This is a genomic window from Ulvibacter antarcticus, from assembly GCF_003688405.1.
GTDB classification, from domain to species: domain Bacteria; phylum Bacteroidota; class Bacteroidia; order Flavobacteriales; family Flavobacteriaceae; genus Ulvibacter; species Ulvibacter antarcticus.
Genome location: NZ_REFC01000011.1, coordinates 537,385 through 553,641, shown reverse-complemented (window position 1 = coordinate 553,641; position 16,257 = coordinate 537,385). Strand labels below are relative to the sequence as shown.

Here is a 16,257-nt window from a genome sequence, read left to right as displayed (position 1 = left end):
TGTTAATTTTTATGTGCCTATCTATAAAAATTCAAAGATTTCGACCCTTATTTCCTTATTTTTGAATTAAATCTCACGACTATGGCAGGGAAACCTAAATTTGCAGTTTTTGGAGGAGGAAGTTGGGCGACGGCTATTGTGAAAATGCTGACTTCCAATCTGGATGAAGTAGGCTGGTATATGCGGTCTCAAACTGCCTTGGAGCACATTCAGAAAAGATCGCACAATCCAAATTATTTGAGCTCGGTTGAATTCGATACGTCAAAGCTTCGGCTGAGTAACGACATCAATGAGATGGTGACTTATGCCGATTATTTGGTGTTTGTAATCCCCTCGGCATTTATAGATTCAGAATTACAAAAACTTACTGTTTCTTTAAAAGGCAAGGTGATTGTCACCGCCATAAAAGGTATCGTTCCCGAGACAAGTCTCATCGTTGGGGATCATTTTTATACGAACTATAAAATTCCCTTTAAAGATATAGCCGTAATCACCGGCCCTTGTCACGCCGAAGAAGTTGCTCTCGAGAAACTTTCTTACCTCACTATTGCCTGCGCGGATGAAAAAAAGGCCAAAATAATATCTAAAAACCTCAGTAACGATTATATAAAATGCAATATTAGCGATGATGTGAAAGGCACAGAATACGCTGCCATGTTAAAAAACATTTATGCGATTGCTGCCGGAATTGCACACGGCCTTGGTTACGGAGACAATTTTCAGGCGGTTTTGATGAGTAATGCAATAAGGGAGATGAAGCGCTATGTGAAAAAGGTACATAAAATGAAGCGTGACATCAACGATTCTGCCTATTTGGGTGATCTATTGGTTACCGGATACTCGGTTTTTAGTCGGAATAGAATGTTCGGAAATATGATTGGAAAAGGGTATACCGTTAAAAGTGCTCAAATGGAAATGAGTATGATTGCGGAAGGCTATTACGCAACAAAAAGTGCCTACAACCTCAATCAACAAAAGGGGAAGAAAAAAGCAAAAACGCCCATTATCAATGCCGTTTACGACATACTTTATGACGGTAATGACCCAAAACAGGTATTTAGTAAACTAACAGAAAAGTTGAATTAATTAGCGAGCTAGTATCCCTTCTTTATCCATGACGGGAAGTGTCACAGCATTATCACTCATTACTGAGTTGGCAGGTAGTTCGAATCGCTTATCAAACATCTTGTCGCCTTGAAAATAAGTGACTGTAAAGAAGTTATTAAGCCGAAGTACACTCTCTTCAAGGAATTCTATTCTGGCGAATCCTTTTGCGGGCACTATTTTAATGGAATGTCGCATGGGTGCGGTCATATCCTTATCGTCGTAACCTTGTGCTACAATCAGGACTGTTTCAATTGCTTCATCACCATCGTTAATGATATAAGCATTCCAATCGTGGGTTTCGAAATCCTCATTATAATCGAGAACCGCAGCTACATAGATGTCTTTTACCTCAGGAATTTCAATATCCTTTCTCATAACTATTCTCTAAAAAAATTGGAGATTAAAGTGAGCTTTTAAATTGTTCAAGAAAGCGAATATCATTTTCACTAAACATTCGGATATCTGGAATCTGATGTAGTAACAACGCAATACGATCGATTCCCATTCCGAAGGCAAAACCCGAATATTCCTCAGAGTCTATTCCGCAGTTTTCCAAAACATTTGGATCTACCATCCCACATCCCATTATTTCAAGCCATCCGGTTCCCTTGGTCATTTTATAGTCGGTTTCAGTTTCCAGTCCCCAATACACATCAACCTCAGCGCTTGGCTCAGTAAATGGAAAATAAGAAGGTCGTAGTCTAATTTTCGACTTACCGAACATTTCAGTAGTGAAATACTGTAACGTCTGCTTTAAATCTGCAAAGCTCACACCTTTGTCCACATACAAACCTTCAACTTGATGGAAAAAGCAATGAGATCTCGCAGAAATTGCTTCATTACGATAAACACGTCCGGGTGATATTGTTCTTATTGGCGGTTTATTATTCTCCATATATCGCACCTGCACCGAAGAGGTATGGGTACGTAATAAAACATCGGGATTTGTCTGAATAAAGAAGGTGTCCTGCATGTCTCGTGCCGGATGATATTCAGGAAGATTTAAGGCTGTAAAATTATGCCAATCATCTTCGATTTCGGGACCTTCAGAAACATTGAACCCAATGCGAGAGAAAATATCAATAATCTTATTCTTCACAATGGAAATAGGGTGTCGGGAACCAATTTCAATAGGCTCACCTGGGCGGGAAAGATCGCCATAAACGCCTTTTGCTTCCTCTTTGTTCTCGAGCGCATCTTTTAAAAGCTCTACCTTTTCTTCGGCAGTATTCTTCAGTTTATTTACCACCTGACCGAATTCCTTTTTCTGCTCATTAGAGACGTTCTTAAACTCCGCAAAGAAATCATTGAGCAAGCCTTTTTTTCCGAGGTATTTAATACGGAAATTCTCTACATCCTCTTTTGTATTGGCTGTAAACGCTTCTACTTCGGCAATATGTTGTTTTATTTTTTCCAGCATGGTACTATTCTTCAGCAGGCAAAATTACGCTTTTATTTATTATTCAATAACTTCCTTTTCTACAAAGTACTGCACAATGGCATCTTTCATTAATACGGATTGTTCCCCTGCTTTTAAAGGTGGTAATTGCTCCAGCATTTTATAATGTGGCCAACCTGCTTCGTCGAAATACTCAAACTCGTAATATCCGAAAGGTTCTAGCAAACGACAAATCGCGATATGCATTAGATTGATCTTCTCATCTTTCTTAAACTTTCTATGCAATTGCCCCAATTCCTGAACTCCCACCAAATAAATTATCGCATCCAGATCGAGTCGATCTCCATCTGCAAAACGATCGCTTAGCATCTTTACCAATGCCTCCCAGCGTTCCTTCAATTGTTCGTCTCTAGCCATAGTTTTTTCTAAGTTGCAAAGATAGTTCTATCGTTTTAAAAAATGAATCAAACTTCTACTAGATTGTTGGATTGTTGGATTGTTGGATTGTTGGATTGTTGGATTGTTGGATTGTTGGATTGTTGGATTGTTGGATTGTTAAAAGTATAAAACTTTCCAGCTCCTAAACACGGATCTTGAATCTTTCCTCATACTTCTTTCTTCTTCCCCTATTGCTCTTTCCTCTTTCCTCTTTTACAAGAATTGCTATATTTACCACAAATCCATTTTCTATGAGTGCGGTAGATATCGTTTTAGGAGTTATTCTTTTGTTTTCTTTTTATACCGGCTGGAAAAAAGGTCTGTTCGTTGCTCTTGCCTCCCTCGTAGGCTTGATCGCCGGAGTTTATGGCGCCATTTATTTTTCGCACTTTGCCGGTGCCTATCTTGCCAAGTCCTTCGATTGGAGTGAGCAAACCTTGAATCTAGCTGCATTTGCAGTTACTTTTTTAATCATCATTTTCGTAGTATCATTAGCGGGTAAGCTCCTAACAAAAATTGCCGATTTCGCAGCTCTCGGGTTTATCAATAAAATATTAGGTGGTGTTTTCAACGTACTTAAATTTGCATTTATTATCAGTGTGATATTTATGTTTATAAATGCATCGACCGATATTAGTGGTATGATTATTTCCGAAGATAAAAAAGCAGATTCTGTTCTTTATGAACCGGTGGCTTCAATCGCACCTATCTTTTTACCGAATCTTCTTTCCGAAGTGGATAAGCTAAGAAACATAGAACCTGAAGAAGATCAAGACGCTACCCCTTCCGAAGCAACAGCTATAAAAGATTCAATTAATTAATAGCAGCCTCCTATTGTCTAAAGCTTCTTTAAGTCGTTGACTGGCATCCATCCGTCTTTTCCATTTACAAGCTGAATACGCACCCAGTCGTTGTCTTCTGCCAATACCTGAACCTTGGTGCCTTCATGCAGTCTAAATGCAACCGCGCTTCCTAAATTTGGTTCGCTTTTTACCTCTACACTTTCAGCAAAAATAATAGCAGGCTTATCGTTCTTTACCTCCGATTGCACCTGAAATGCCATCGCTAGCGATAGGCACAATAAAAGCACGGAAAGCAAAGATCCTGCGAATAATAATCGCTTCCTTTTTTCAGATGCCGAGAAATAATACAGTAAAAACAATAGTACGAACAACATGGAACAAACTACCGATACTATGGCCCAGCCATCAAAATCGAGAATTCCGGCCAGTGTTTTATGCCATTTTGCGAATATCGTCTTCGGAAGTGGTTCTATGGCGTCTATGCGAGTGTTTTCTGCAAAGGCAAGATTGGTCTTTATGTCAGAATCCAGTGGATCTAGTTGCAGAGCCTTTTCATAATAATAGATACTCGGTCCAATTTGATTCAATTTATAATGCGCATTCCCAAGGTTAAAGTACAAATTAGAAGAATGTTCCCCATCTTTTAGAATTTTCATCCAATTTTCGATGGCATCCTGAAATTTTCCTTCTTTATAACGTTCTTTTCCTTGCTCAAATAGAGGGTTATTCTGCCCAAAGCAGAAGACCGAAAATAAGAGGATTGAGATGTACAGTATTTTTTTCATTTTCTTCGGAATGCTTACTGTATTTGTTTGTCTATGGCTGAAATAACTTCAACTGCCTTGTTGTAATCCGATTGTATGGTCACGTCTGAAGTTGGCGTATATCGAGCAAACTCACAACTTTTAAGCAAGCCTATAAATTCGTTCACTTTTTCTGGAGCCACACTTCTTTCCGCGAGTAATTTTGAAATCCCTTCCTTCGAAAACTCGGAAGTTTCTATGTTTAACTTCGCTTTCAGATAATTGTGTAATGCTCTTTCAAGCGCATTGTAAAACGCCATCTGATTTCCAGTATTTTTCTTTGCTTCGGAAAGATATTTTTTAGCAAGTTTGTTTGCCTTCCGAAGTTTATTTCCTTCCACATCATCAAACCTTTCTTTCCGTTTCTTTCCGCCGATAATAAACAAGGGAATCAACAAAATAGGGCCTCCTAATAAGGACCAGAACAAGGTCGATCCAAAGAAAACAGTCTTATCCATGGATTCAAGATTTGCCTTCAGTTTTATAAATTTAAAATTCTCTTTCGAAAGCGCTATCTCTTGTTTGATAGTTGGATCCTGGCTTTCATTTTGCTTCTGGGCCGTCACCGGACCATTTTCTACATTGATCACAATCTCATCCGAAGCCAGCGTTCTATAAGTTTCAGTCTTAGGATCGAAATACGAAAAAGTAATCGGTCGAATTGGGTAATTCCCTTTGTATTGCGGAACCACCGTATAGGTTTCGGTCACAGAACCCGTCATTCCGGTACGATTAGTTCTCACATTTTCGTTACGCTCAGGATCATATACCTCCAAAGAACTTGCAAGTTTGGCAGTAGGAAGTTCAAATAATTTTAAGTTTCCTGTACCCGATACCGTGGTTGTCAATTCTAATGCTTCATTGGCATCCAAAACCGTTTTATTAGTTCCTACCTTAAATTGAAAACTACCCACCGCTCCAGCAAAATCTACAGGTTTACCATCGACAGGAAGTGGTTTTACATTAATCGTGCGATTACCCGCAGAAATCGTTTTGTTTACTCGGGTGGTTAAACGACGTCCAAAAAGATCACGTCGGTTTCCGGGAACATCGATTGGCACATCTAATGTAAGAGGTTCAATGTCCAATTTCCCAGTTTTCTGAGGATACAAAACCGTAGTTCTTAAAATTACATAGCGGTAATCCTGACCATCGTATTTGCCTTCATATATCTTAAAACTTCCTTGATTATCGATATTCTGACTCCAAAAATCGGAGTATTTTGGAGTGTCAATTTCCCGCCAATTACTAGTAATACTCACATCATGTGAAACATACATTTTATACACCACAGTAATCGCTTCGTTCAAATAAGGATTTGCGTTCGAAACTTCCGCCACCAAATGCACATTCTCACTAGCCACATATTCGGCATTGTTACCATCTTTTGGCACCTCAACCGCGGCAGTCACTTCTACGTCCATTGGCAAAGTTTTATAGGTTTGACCCTCAATTTCGATCGTCGCCTGTGCTATACGAAGTTTTCCTCTTTTCTGAGGCGATAAAAAATAAGAATAAGTCTTAGAGTAACTTCTTTTCCCATTAATCCAGGAATTACTCACCGACTGATTGGGGCCTCCAACAACGCGAAATCCATCAAAATCGGGCGGATTAAAATTATCGCCATCCTGATTCATTTCGAAATCGATTCGAAGACGTTCGTTAATTCCCAAGCGTTTTTTGCTCACCTTGGCATCAAAGTTTACCTGTGCCTGTGCAAAGCCACAGCCAAACATAAAAAGTAAGATGTATATGAGATTTTTCAGCTTCATGATATTACCAGTCTTTATTCGGATTTACCTTTGCTCCTTTTTGTTTCTGAGCATTTATCTTATCCTGTACTTTTTCCTCTTCATTGTTCATTGCTTCCAATAAACTTTTCACTTGTTGTGGAGACAATTTTCCAGGTTGTTGCTGTTGTTGCTGGGGTTTATCGCCTTCACCTTCTTTGGGTTCTTCAGGTTTTCCTTTGTCTTTTTCATCATCTCCTTCTTTCTTATCGTCTTTTTGGTCTCCCTTATCTTTATCTTCTTTTTGATCACCGTCATCCCCTTCCTTATTGTCGCCTTGGTCCTTCTTATCCTGCTGATCTTTATTATCTTCCTTGTTTTGGTCTTTATTCTGATCGTCGCCCTTATCATCCTTAGGCGGATTCTTTTCTAACAGCTCCTTTGCCAACGCAAGATTATAGCGCGTTTCGTCGTCTGTAGGGTTGTTTCGAAGCGCATTTTTATAGGCTTCAACCGCTTCGGTGTATTTTTTTTCGTTCATATAGGTATTCCCCAAATTATGAAATGCCTTATGTTTAACTTTTTTTTCTGTAGCTACGGAAGCAGCCTGCTTAAAGCGGGACATAGCTTCTTCGTTCTTACTTTTTCCATAATAGGCTGTTCCTAAATTGTACTTTCCGGTTTCTTCTGAAGGATGCAGCGAAATAGCTCTACGATAATCTGCTTCAGCCGTAGCAAACTTATCCTTCTGAAGTGCAAGACTCGCATCACTCAGCAATTCCTGAGCTTGACGAGCTTCACTACGTTTCTCATCGGCGTCCTGAGCATTGATGCCAACAGAAATAATTCCGAAGACAAAAAACAAAACAGCCGTCTTCAGCATCATAAGCTTCTCCATATTTTTCGACTTAGCGTTCATTAAATAAATTCAATTTTTTTAACCATGCTGTTTTTCTTTCCAGCAACAAGAGATCAATTATCAGCAAAAACAATGCCCCACCTAAAAACCACTGAAATTGATCTTTAAAATCGGTAAACTGCTTGGAATCAAACTCTTTTTTATCCATGCCATTTAAAATATCACGCACCTTATCAACCACTTCTTTGGTATTCGTCCCATTAATATATTCGCCATCGGCAGCATTGGCAATCTCTTTTAAGGTTTCTTCACCTAATCGAGTAATCACCTGCTCATTATTTTGGTCTCTCTTATAAGATTGTAAAACGCCATTTCTCTTTAAAGGAATCGGCGCGCCCTGCAAAGTACCTACACCAATAGTAAAAATGCGGATTCCCATCTTATTTGCTTCGGAAGCTATTGCAGCCACATTTCCTTCATGATCTTCCCCATCGGAAACAAGAAACAATACTCTATTGGTTTGTTCTTCATCATTATAATAGGTCTGAGCCATGCGTATTGCCTCATTGATCGCGGTTCCCTGTGAAGATACCATATCCGTATTCATTCCAGAGAGAAATAGCTTAGCAGAAGAGAAATCGGTGGTAATTGGTACTTGTGGAAACGCACTACCTGCATACCCAATAATCCCTATACGATCTCCCGCAAGACTATTGATAATCTGAGAAACCAACTGTTTAGATTTTTCGATACGGTTTGGAGCAATGTCCTCGGCTAGCATACTTTTAGAAACGTCGATTGCAAATACCACATCCACACCCTCTCTTTTTACCGTTTCCAATTTGGTCCCGATCTTCGGATTCACCAGTGCAAAACTCATACACGCAATTGCGAGACAAACTACCAAGACTTTTAAAACAGATTTAAACACCGATCGATTCGGACTTAATTTCTTAAGTAGGGTATAGTCCGCAAACTTTGTCTGAGTGCGATTTTTCCAAACAACCACCAATAGAAATAGTACCACCACCACCGGAATGGCGATTAAAACATAAAAATATATGGGTTGTTCTAATTGGTACACTTTCTAATATTTTTTAATTAACTAATATTTATTCTACTTAAACATAAAGTGCTTTGCACTATTAACAAATCTCTATTCCTCCCCTTCGAAGGGGAGGCTAGGCGGGGATGTTTTGCCCTTTTTTTACAATCTATACAAAACTTCTAAAGAGCGTGTATCGCAATAACAGATCGAAAGCTAACATTCCTAAGGCAAACAACGCCCAGGGACGAAACTTCTCATCGTAATTGGTATATTTAAACTCCTCAATATCGGTTCTTTCTAATTTGTTTATCTCGTCGTAAATTTCTTTCAACTTGGTCGTACTTGTCGCCCGGAAATACTGACCTCCTGTGATCTTAGCGATTTCCTTTAAAAGCGCCTCATCGATCTCTACCTGCACATTTCCGTATTGAAATCCGCCGTCTGCACGAATGCCAATCGGCGACAAAGCCATTCCGTTAGAACCAAGTCCGATGGTATAGACCTTAATCCCGAACTCCACGGCTAATTCACTTGCGATCTTAGGATCTATAAAACCTGTATTATTAACTCCGTCTGTTAGTAAAATAATTACCTTACTTGTTGCACGGCTTTCTTTTAACCGATTTACAGCTGTAGCCAATCCAGACCCAATAGCCGTTCCACCTTCAATTATAGTATTGTAAACAATGCTTTTTAAGGCCGAAAGTACTATTGTCTTATCGCTGGTAAGTGGTGTTTTTGTATAGCTTTCGCCGGCGTATTCAACGAGACCAATACGATCATTGGGTCTGTCATTTATAAATCTTGCTGCAACCGTTTTTAGAGCTTCAAGCCTATTTGGTTTTAGATCTCTTGCCAACATGGAAGCAGAAACATCAATCGCCATTACAATGTCGATTCCCTGTGTCGTTTTAATTCGTGTAGATTCGTCCACCGTTCTGGGTCGCGCCATAGCAACAATTAAAGCAGAAAGTGCTAACAAACGAAGTACAAATAATAACGGACGTAATCTTGCCAACCAGTTTTTACCGGTTTTAAAGCCTTTGATACTGGAAATTTTTAGCGCTGCTGTCTGTTGTTTTCGTTTTATATAATACCATAGCATTAGCGCCGGAAGTAATAAAAACAACCAGAAAAACTGCGGATTAACAAATTCAAAATTTTCGAACATTAGCGTTTTGTTTCTGAAATTTCAAGTTCTATTGATTCTGCGATTCGTTTCTTAATTCCTTCAGCGAAACGCCCATCATCGTTATATACGATTAACACTTGCTGCACCCCTTCCGGCTGGGCAAACAATAAAAGTTCATAGGAACTAGCGTCTTTAAGCACTTCATTATTCGAGACCTGAATATTAAACTCACCATAGGCTCTTAAGCCTTTAATTCCTTTATTTGTTTCAAATTCATCTTGCTTTACCACCATATTCTTGGCACCTCCTTTTTCAAGTTCCGTAAGTGAACTTTCAAGCGTTTCCTGAAGATCAACTTCATGCGCTTGTCTGAATTTTGAAGTGGTAAGTACGATGTACAAATCATCTCCTTTTTTTCCGAGTGTAAACACACTCAAATCTTTTACAGTGCTTTGTAATCCTTCGGGCGTAGGAATATCGGCTCTTAGAAGTACTTTTGGTGTCTCAATAATCACCATAGGATTCCCATATTCACTTTTTACCCATCGCCCTTCAGCTAATTCACGAATCTCATTTCCAAATAACAAATCCTTCAAATTGTCGAATCCTTTTACACCTCCATAAACCAAAGCACTTACTAATAAAGCTCCAATCAGCGTAGTTGCGCCGACCATCCATTTTTTACGTTCTCGTTTCTTACGTAATGCTTCTAAATATTGTTCGTTTTCAAGCAATTCTTCCTCTGTAGGTTCGGGGATCACCTCATGTGTTTCATTTATAATTTCTTCTATTGTTGATCTATCTGCCTGTGCCTGCCCTTCTGCTTGCTGCATTTTCGCAAATTTCACCAAATCTGCTCTTTTAAGGATCTGATCTAAGTGACGAATCGTCTCCCTGTCAAAGTCGAAATGTCCTGCATCTTTATGTAAAATGAGTCGTTCAATCAACTCGTCACTTGTGCTCTCCAAAACAGTGTCGTCAACTTCCCTGTCGAGATAGCGTTTTACAATTTCGGTAAGATTCGAGTAATATTCTTTGGACTTGTGCTCCTTCAGAAGATGAGAATCATCCAGTTTTTTTAATGCAAAAATGGCCTCTTCGTAAGGGGGTAAAATGACTTCCTTCGCTTCTTTTCGCTTTTTCCTTCGGAAGAAAATAAAAACCAAAATCCCAATTATAGCAAGTATAGGAACTACCCAAAGAAGGAATTTCTTAAAATCGAATGGTGGGCGATCAACATCTACAGCGGGTTTGATGTCGAACATTTTTTGTTTAGTCGTGTCAACAACAACATCCCTAATTTCAACCTTTGTCGAATCGGTCACGAATGCTTTGTTGTTAATCATTACTCTTTGCGCCGGAATCGTAAATTTTCCAGAATCGAACTGCGTAAGTCCGTATTTTTTAATCAAGCGATATTTTGCCTGCTCAATGGTGGTGTCTATCTTATAGGATTCGATTACTTCCAGCGGTAAGAAGCTTTGTCCTTCAGGAAAGATAACTACATCTGTCGTGTCGACCATTACCTGAATACTATACTGAATTTCTTCTCCGATCTTGACACTAGTTGAATCGATGGAAGAAGTTACTTGAGAAAAAGAGACAACAGGGATTAGACATAAGAGAAAAGAAAGCATAATTCTTCTCTTTAAATTAAACACCCTATTTCGTAAATCGTACATCGCCATTTCTAAATTCTATTATCCTCTTCGTTTAAAATAACCTAGTAATTTCTTGACGTAGCTTTCGTCCACCCGACAACTCATCGCTCCTGCTCCGCTCTTTAAAAATGCCTCCTGAAAATAATCAACCCGCTCGCGGTGGTAGGCGTAGTAGTTATTTCGTACCGCTTTGGAGGCTGTATTTACCAATAGTAACTCTCCTGTTTCTTCGTCCTGCATTTGTACCATTCCCAGATTAGGAATTTCTTCTTCTCTTCTATCGTATACTCGAATTCCCGTAACATCGTGTTTGTTCGCTGCAATTTTTAAGGAATCTCTGTAACCATCGGTGATGAAATCGGATAACACAAAAACGATCGCCTTTTTCTTCATTACATTGCTTAAAAACTTCAACGCCATTGCGATATCTGTTTTTTTGCTTTTTGGTTGAAACTCTAATAATTCACGAATGATTCGAAGCACATGTGACTTTCCTTTTTTCGGAGGAATGTAGAGTTCAATCTCATCTGAAAACAAGATGAGACCAATCTTATCATTATTCTGCATGGCTGAAAACGCAAGGGTTGCGGAAATTTCAGTAATAATTTCATTTTTGAATTGGGCGTCAGTTCCGAAGAACTCCGAGCCACTAATATCGGCAACCAACATCAAGGTTAATTCCCGTTCTTCCTCAAAAACCTTTACAAAGGGTTCGTTATATCTCGCAGTAACATTCCAGTCGATATTTCTAACATCATCACCAAACTGGTACTGTCGCACTTCACTAAAAGTCATCCCACGACCTTTAAAAGTACTGTGATACTCGCCACCAAACACATGATCGCTTAAGCGACGTGTCTTAATCTCGATTTTTCGTACTTTTTTAAGAAGTTCTTTAGTATCCATTTTCCTTTGAGTAAACAGTTGGCAGTAATAGTTGGCAGTCTCAGTTTGGAGTAAATTTTAAATACCGCTTACTGAACACTGTAAACTGGGCGCTGATTACGGTACTTCAATCTCGTTTACAATCTTGTTAATAATATCTTCTGAAGTCACATTTTCTGCTTCCGCTTCGTAGGTAATCCCGATACGATGACGTAATACATCGTGAACTACAGCTCGAACATCTTCAGGAATCACATAACCTCTTCTCTTGATAAAAGCATAACATTTTGCTGCCATTGCCAGGTTGATACTACCTCTAGGTGAAGACCCAAAACTAATCAACGGTTTAAGGTCGGCAAGTCTGTAATTTTCGGGAGAACGAGTTGCGAAAATAATGTCTAGAATATACTTCTCTATCTTTTCATCCATATAAACCTCACGAACTGAAGCTTGCGCTCTGGTAATTTGTTCTAAAGTCACAACAGGATTAATTTGATCGTAAGCCCCTTTTAAATTCTGACGAATAATAAGTTGTTCTTCTGCCATCTGGGGATATTTTATCACCGTTTTTAGCATAAATCTATCTACCTGTGCTTCAGGTAATGGATAGGTTCCTTCTTGTTCTATTGGGTTCTGAGTTGCCATTACCAAAAACGGACGGTCGAGAATAAAAGTTTTATCCCCAATGGTAACTTGTTTTTCTTGCATCGCTTCTAGTAAAGCCGACTGTACTTTTGCAGGCGCCCTGTTTATCTCATCAGCCAATACGAAATTTGCAAAAATGGGTCCTTTTTTAATACTGAAATCATTCAGTTTCATATTATAGATCATCGTTCCTACTACATCGGCCGGAAGTAAATCTGGTGTAAACTGTATCCTACTGAAGCTTCCGTGTACTGCTTTTGACAGCGTATTGATGGCGAGTGTTTTTGCCAATCCCGGGACTCCTTCCAATAATATATGACCTTGTCCTAGCAATCCAATCATTAAGCGTTCGATCATATGTTTCTGACCGATGATTACTTTGTTCATCTCTAAAGTTAGAATGTCTACAAAGGCACTTTCCTTTTCAATCTTTTCATTTAACGCGCCAATATCCAGGGCAGTTGTTGTTTGTTCCATATTGTGATTATTTCAAATGAACTAGGGGTGTTTAAATAGACTCGCAAATTGGAGAATTATTGCAAAAATCCCTGTTAAGGTTTGGTTAAAAAAAGAGAGGTAAACACAATGTGTTTACCTCTTATAAAAGTGTTTTTTACGGTCTAAGGATTCAAATCAACAGTACCTAACGCTGTAATGTTTCCATTGGTTACTACTACATCTTCCAAAACCAATACTGGCAAGCCAACAGCTATGTCTGCTTCAAAAGTTATAGTGTAAGTGCCGTCTGGTACACCGCTCAATACAAAAGCTCCAGTAATTGGGTTGACATAAGTAGAAATCTCATTCACTCCATTGTTCGCTGTAATAAGCGTTTGCACGCCTAGAGGTAGTACGTTTCCTGAAATAGAACCTGTTTCAGCTACAGTACTTGCTCTTATTACTGGTTTTAAATTATATCCACCATTTCCTAGAGCTACAATCGACTGCTCTACATCAAAATCTAGTATAAATTCGTAGAATATTCCGGGCTCAAGTGTTTCATTCACCTGTATTTTGAGACCCGATTGTTGCGCACTAGGTGTGTTTAATGGAATAGTTTCTCCATCCACTACAATGGAATTATTCTCGCCTAAGATTAGTCTAATCTGACTAATAGAACCCGCAGGGATTTCATCGTCTACTAATAATCCCGATACCCCAGCTGTAAGTTCAAGTAAATCGTAGACACCGGCATTAATAGCTCCAATCGAGACATCATTTTCATTTCCGTTATACTTTATGACTACATCTTGAACATCAATAAAGACCGCATCATAATCTCCGGGAGCATCTACTAATTTTACCGACATTCTGGAAGTACCTTCCGTAGAGTTAGAATTTTCATCATCACTACAAGCTACAAATCCAAGTAACAATATGGTAAGAACTGATAATTTTATTAAATTCTTCATAGTTATTCGTTATTTTACATTTTGGTGTAAACATATTTCAGAATTCATTAGTCTTTTAAATCTTTAACATGCTTTAACGATTGAATTAACTAGTGTTTAACTTCAACAAATGTTTCAGAAACTTTACTTTTAAACAAAAAATGAAAGACAGAACAGCACTTATTACAGGAGCGACCTCAGGAATTGGGATGGCCACGGCAAGGATATTTGCTAAAAATGGCATCCGACTTATTCTCTGCGGAAGGCGGCAAGAACGACTTGATGCATTGGCTTCAGAATTGCAAAAATTCACTGAAGTCTACGTCCTAAATTTCGATGTGCGAAATAGAATTCATGTATTTGAACAGATCCAAGGTCTTTCCGAAGCATTTTCAGAAATAGATATTCTCATCAATAACGCTGGGAATGCACATGGTCTGGATACTATTCAAGATGGGTCGGTCGATGATTGGGATGCTATGCTGGACATTAATGTGAAAGGTTTGTTATATGTGACGAAGGCCGTACTACCAAATATGATAAAGAGCAAAAGTGGCCATATAATTAATATAGGTTCGACGGCTGGAAAAGAAGTTTATCCAAAAGGTAATGTGTATTGTGCAAGTAAACATGCTGTAGATGCGATTAATCAAGGAATGCGAATTGACCTCAACGGAAAAGGAATAAAAGTGGGTGCAATAAATCCCGGATTGGTGGCAACAGAATTTAGCGAAGTGCGTTTTAAAGGAGATAGCAAGCGTGCCGATAAAGTGTATGAAGGCTTTTCACCATTACAAGCAGAAGATATTGCAGAAATTATTTGGTTCGCAGTGACACGACCTCCACATGTGAATATTGCCGATCTCACCGTCATGTGTTTGGATCAAGCTAGCAGCACAATTGTGAATAAAAAATAAACCCTCCTCTCCCCATGGTTAAGGACTGAGGTTAAAATTTGATTAAAATGATAACAATAAACCCTCCTCTCCCTCTGGGAGAGGACCGAGGTGAGGGCAACGATTATTGTAAAACAGACGTAACATATAAAAAACCTAAATTGAAAACTTATAATGAACCAAGCCTCCTCTCCCTCTGGGAGAGGACCGAGGTGAGGGTTTTTTCAATTTAGCAACAAAATAAAAATAGATTCCCGCCTCCGCGGGAAATGATATGATTAACAAACGACTTTTAATCAAGAATCTTTTGGCTCACAACGATGAGAGTAGTTTCTATGATAAAAAGCGAAAAATCGATCTGGGGACTAAGGAAGGAAAGGCCAAATTTTTAAAACATATCTGCGCTTTAAGTAATAGCAATCCAAAAAACAATTCGTTTATAGTAATTGGAGTAGAGGACGAAACCAACGAGATTACCGGTACCGATTTTTTCGATGATAGTAAAATTCAAAACCTCATCAATGCTTATCTCACGAATGCACCTTTGATAATTTATGAAAATGTTGCTTTTCCTAAGTTGCCAGCAGACAAAGTAGTGGGCTTGGTTACCATTCGCCCTAATGGTAAAATCACTTCGCTTCGGAAAAACATTTGGAAGTATTGGGGAGGCTCTATTTTTTTGAGAGATGGGAGTATTTCTATGCCAAAAGATTTCGATATTGAGATCAAAGATGTGAATTCTGAAATAGTACAATCCATTGAGAACAACGCTAAAAATAATATAGAATTGACCCTTGATGGAGTGATCGATTTTATCAACCATCGCCACAAAGATCTGGAATCTCACTACAAGGTTTTCAAAGAGCTTTTCGTGGTTTGCTGGGCGGGAAATATTAAAAAACTAAAGGATAAAACCTATTATTCTCGTGTGGATATTGAGTTGATCAATGAGCAGGTACGTCTTTTTTATTCGGCTCTTGATGAAGTTAGTATTGAAATTACCGAAGATGAATTTAAGATCACTGAATATGTACATTTAGGCTTAAACAACCAATTCCGTTATTATCCCTTGGAAGAAGTGACCATTGGTTTTGAGGAGAACGGCTCTCACAAAATTGACTCTAAACTCGTTTTTGAAGCTCCCCGTTTTAATAAAAAGACGCTCTTTCATATTTACAATTCCAACAACGCTTTGGTTGAAAAATTAAAAAAGAATATTCCTTTAATCCCTTCGGAAGAAAAAGATCTTCGGAAGCTGCCGGCTACCTACTTAATTTGTTATCTCAACGATTTTTCAGAAGCCAAAGAAAAATTATTCGAAGCCAAACCTTATCTGAAGAATTTTAGTGATGAGGTGTATCATTCTTTTAAAGAATCGGTTCGCATTCTTCGGAAAGTGAAGTACAATTAACACACTTCCATCCTATTTTTATATCTTTAAACCTCAATTATTAAACTTT

The 16,257-nt window shown here is 38.6% G+C and carries 16 protein-coding genes; 4 read left to right on the top strand and 12 right to left on the bottom strand.

What is annotated here, in order from left to right; translation table 11 throughout:
- Window positions 1-81: 81 nt before the first annotated feature.
- The gene (locus tag BXY75_RS02700; protein ID WP_121906155.1) at window positions 82-1,086 is read left to right on the top strand and encodes an NAD(P)H-dependent glycerol-3-phosphate dehydrogenase; all 1,005 of its coding nucleotides are present in this window, start codon (window positions 82-84) and stop codon (window positions 1,084-1,086) included.
- On the opposite strand, the gene BXY75_RS02695 is transcribed toward BXY75_RS02700, so the two are convergent.
- Genes BXY75_RS02695 through BXY75_RS02685 form a run of 3 tightly spaced genes read right to left on the bottom strand, consistent with a single transcriptional unit; the run spans window position 1,087 to window position 2,923 of the window.
- The gene (locus tag BXY75_RS02695; RefSeq protein WP_121906154.1) at window positions 1,087-1,482 is read right to left on the bottom strand and encodes a hypothetical protein; all 396 of its coding nucleotides are present in this window, start codon (window positions 1,480-1,482) and stop codon (window positions 1,087-1,089) included.
- A 25-nt stretch (window positions 1,483-1,507) separates the two neighbouring features.
- Window positions 1,508-2,527 carry a phenylalanine--tRNA ligase subunit alpha gene (gene pheS / locus BXY75_RS02690; protein WP_121906153.1) on the bottom strand — a complete coding sequence of 340 codons (1,020 nt, stop codon included), beginning with the start codon at window positions 2,525-2,527 and terminating at the stop codon, window positions 1,508-1,510.
- A 39-nt stretch (window positions 2,528-2,566) separates the two neighbouring features.
- Window positions 2,567-2,923, bottom strand: coding sequence for a hypothetical protein (locus BXY75_RS02685; RefSeq protein WP_121906152.1), 357 nt, complete (start codon window positions 2,921-2,923; stop codon window positions 2,567-2,569).
- A 272-nt stretch (window positions 2,924-3,195) separates the two neighbouring features.
- Here BXY75_RS02685 and BXY75_RS02680 point away from each other — a divergent pair, with 272 nt between their 5' ends.
- The gene (locus BXY75_RS02680; protein WP_121906151.1) at window positions 3,196-3,765 is read left to right on the top strand and encodes a CvpA family protein; all 570 of its coding nucleotides are present in this window, start codon (window positions 3,196-3,198) and stop codon (window positions 3,763-3,765) included.
- A 17-nt stretch (window positions 3,766-3,782) separates the two neighbouring features.
- Here the strand turns inward: BXY75_RS02680 and BXY75_RS02675 are convergent, their stop codons facing one another.
- The 9 genes from BXY75_RS02675 to BXY75_RS02635 form a co-directional block, all read right to left on the bottom strand.
- A complete protein-coding gene (locus tag BXY75_RS02675; protein ID WP_121906150.1) occupies window positions 3,783-4,532 on the bottom strand; it encodes a tetratricopeptide repeat protein in 750 nt (249 codons plus the stop codon).
- A gap of 14 nt (window positions 4,533-4,546) precedes the next feature.
- Window positions 4,547-6,322 (bottom strand): BatD family protein, encoded by a 1,776-nt coding sequence (locus tag BXY75_RS02670; RefSeq protein WP_121906149.1) that lies wholly within the window; start codon window positions 6,320-6,322, stop codon window positions 4,547-4,549.
- A 4-nt stretch (window positions 6,323-6,326) separates the two neighbouring features.
- Entirely contained in the window at window positions 6,327-7,178 is an 852-nt protein-coding gene (locus BXY75_RS02665) for a tetratricopeptide repeat protein (RefSeq protein WP_245962907.1), read from the bottom strand.
- A gap of 10 nt (window positions 7,179-7,188) precedes the next feature.
- Complete coding sequence (locus BXY75_RS02660) at window positions 7,189-8,223, bottom strand: VWA domain-containing protein (protein WP_121906147.1); 1,035 nt, start codon at window positions 8,221-8,223, stop codon at window positions 7,189-7,191.
- A 130-nt stretch (window positions 8,224-8,353) separates the two neighbouring features.
- A complete protein-coding gene (locus tag BXY75_RS02655; protein WP_121906146.1) occupies window positions 8,354-9,358 on the bottom strand; it encodes a vWA domain-containing protein in 1,005 nt (334 codons plus the stop codon).
- Entirely contained in the window at window positions 9,358-10,956 is a 1,599-nt protein-coding gene (locus tag BXY75_RS02650) for a DUF4381 domain-containing protein (RefSeq protein WP_147437217.1), read from the bottom strand. Before BXY75_RS02650 ends, BXY75_RS02655 begins: the two co-directional genes overlap by 1 nt.
- 63 nt (window positions 10,957-11,019) lie before the next feature.
- Window positions 11,020-11,886, bottom strand: coding sequence for a DUF58 domain-containing protein (locus BXY75_RS02645; protein ID WP_121906144.1), 867 nt, complete (start codon window positions 11,884-11,886; stop codon window positions 11,020-11,022).
- A gap of 96 nt (window positions 11,887-11,982) precedes the next feature.
- Window positions 11,983-12,987, bottom strand: coding sequence for an AAA family ATPase (locus BXY75_RS02640; RefSeq protein WP_121906143.1), 1,005 nt, complete (start codon window positions 12,985-12,987; stop codon window positions 11,983-11,985).
- 143 nt (window positions 12,988-13,130) lie between these two features.
- Window positions 13,131-13,922 (bottom strand): DUF4382 domain-containing protein, encoded by a 792-nt coding sequence (locus BXY75_RS02635; protein ID WP_170152833.1) that lies wholly within the window; start codon window positions 13,920-13,922, stop codon window positions 13,131-13,133.
- 140 nt (window positions 13,923-14,062) lie between these two features.
- Here BXY75_RS02635 and BXY75_RS02630 point away from each other — a divergent pair, with 140 nt between their 5' ends.
- Together BXY75_RS02630 and BXY75_RS02625 are read left to right on the top strand one after the other, a co-directional pair.
- On the top strand, window positions 14,063-14,818 hold the full coding sequence (locus BXY75_RS02630; RefSeq protein WP_121906142.1) for an SDR family NAD(P)-dependent oxidoreductase: 756 nt from the start codon (window positions 14,063-14,065) through the stop codon (window positions 14,816-14,818).
- 253 nt (window positions 14,819-15,071) lie between these two features.
- The gene (locus BXY75_RS02625) at window positions 15,072-16,208 is read left to right on the top strand and encodes an ATP-binding protein (protein WP_121906141.1); all 1,137 of its coding nucleotides are present in this window, start codon (window positions 15,072-15,074) and stop codon (window positions 16,206-16,208) included.
- Window positions 16,209-16,257: the final 49 nt, after the last annotated feature.

What these genes read in the sequence shown, in the direction of transcription:
- BXY75_RS02670 (WP_121906149.1), bottom strand. Translation starts at nt 6,322, where the DNA reads ATGAAGCTGAAAAATCTCATATACATCTTACTTTTTATGTTTGGCTGT.
- BXY75_RS02655 (WP_121906146.1), bottom strand. Translation starts at nt 9,358, where the DNA reads ATGTTCGAAAATTTTGAATTTGTTAATCCGCAGTTTTTCTGGTTGTTT.
- BXY75_RS02680 (WP_121906151.1), top strand. Translation starts at nt 3,196, where the DNA reads ATGAGTGCGGTAGATATCGTTTTAGGAGTTATTCTTTTGTTTTCTTTT.
- BXY75_RS02630 (WP_121906142.1), top strand. Translation starts at nt 14,063, where the DNA reads ATGAAAGACAGAACAGCACTTATTACAGGAGCGACCTCAGGAATTGGG.
- BXY75_RS02645 (WP_121906144.1), bottom strand. Translation starts at nt 11,886, where the DNA reads ATGGATACTAAAGAACTTCTTAAAAAAGTACGAAAAATCGAGATTAAG.
- BXY75_RS02635 (WP_170152833.1), bottom strand. Translation starts at nt 13,922, where the DNA reads ATGAAGAATTTAATAAAATTATCAGTTCTTACCATATTGTTACTTGGA.
- BXY75_RS02625 (WP_121906141.1), top strand. Translation starts at nt 15,072, where the DNA reads ATGATTAACAAACGACTTTTAATCAAGAATCTTTTGGCTCACAACGAT.
- BXY75_RS02700 (WP_121906155.1), top strand. Translation starts at nt 82, where the DNA reads ATGGCAGGGAAACCTAAATTTGCAGTTTTTGGAGGAGGAAGTTGGGCG.
- BXY75_RS02695 (WP_121906154.1), bottom strand. Translation starts at nt 1,482, where the DNA reads ATGAGAAAGGATATTGAAATTCCTGAGGTAAAAGACATCTATGTAGCT.
- BXY75_RS02685 (WP_121906152.1), bottom strand. Translation starts at nt 2,923, where the DNA reads ATGGCTAGAGACGAACAATTGAAGGAACGCTGGGAGGCATTGGTAAAG.
- BXY75_RS02640 (WP_121906143.1), bottom strand. Translation starts at nt 12,987, where the DNA reads ATGGAACAAACAACAACTGCCCTGGATATTGGCGCGTTAAATGAAAAG.
- pheS (WP_121906153.1), bottom strand. Translation starts at nt 2,527, where the DNA reads ATGCTGGAAAAAATAAAACAACATATTGCCGAAGTAGAAGCGTTTACA.
- BXY75_RS02650 (WP_147437217.1), bottom strand. Translation starts at nt 10,956, where the DNA reads ATGCTTTCTTTTCTCTTATGTCTAATCCCTGTTGTCTCTTTTTCTCAA.
- BXY75_RS02665 (WP_245962907.1), bottom strand. Translation starts at nt 7,178, where the DNA reads ATGGAGAAGCTTATGATGCTGAAGACGGCTGTTTTGTTTTTTGTCTTC.
- BXY75_RS02675 (WP_121906150.1), bottom strand. Translation starts at nt 4,532, where the DNA reads ATGAAAAAAATACTGTACATCTCAATCCTCTTATTTTCGGTCTTCTGC.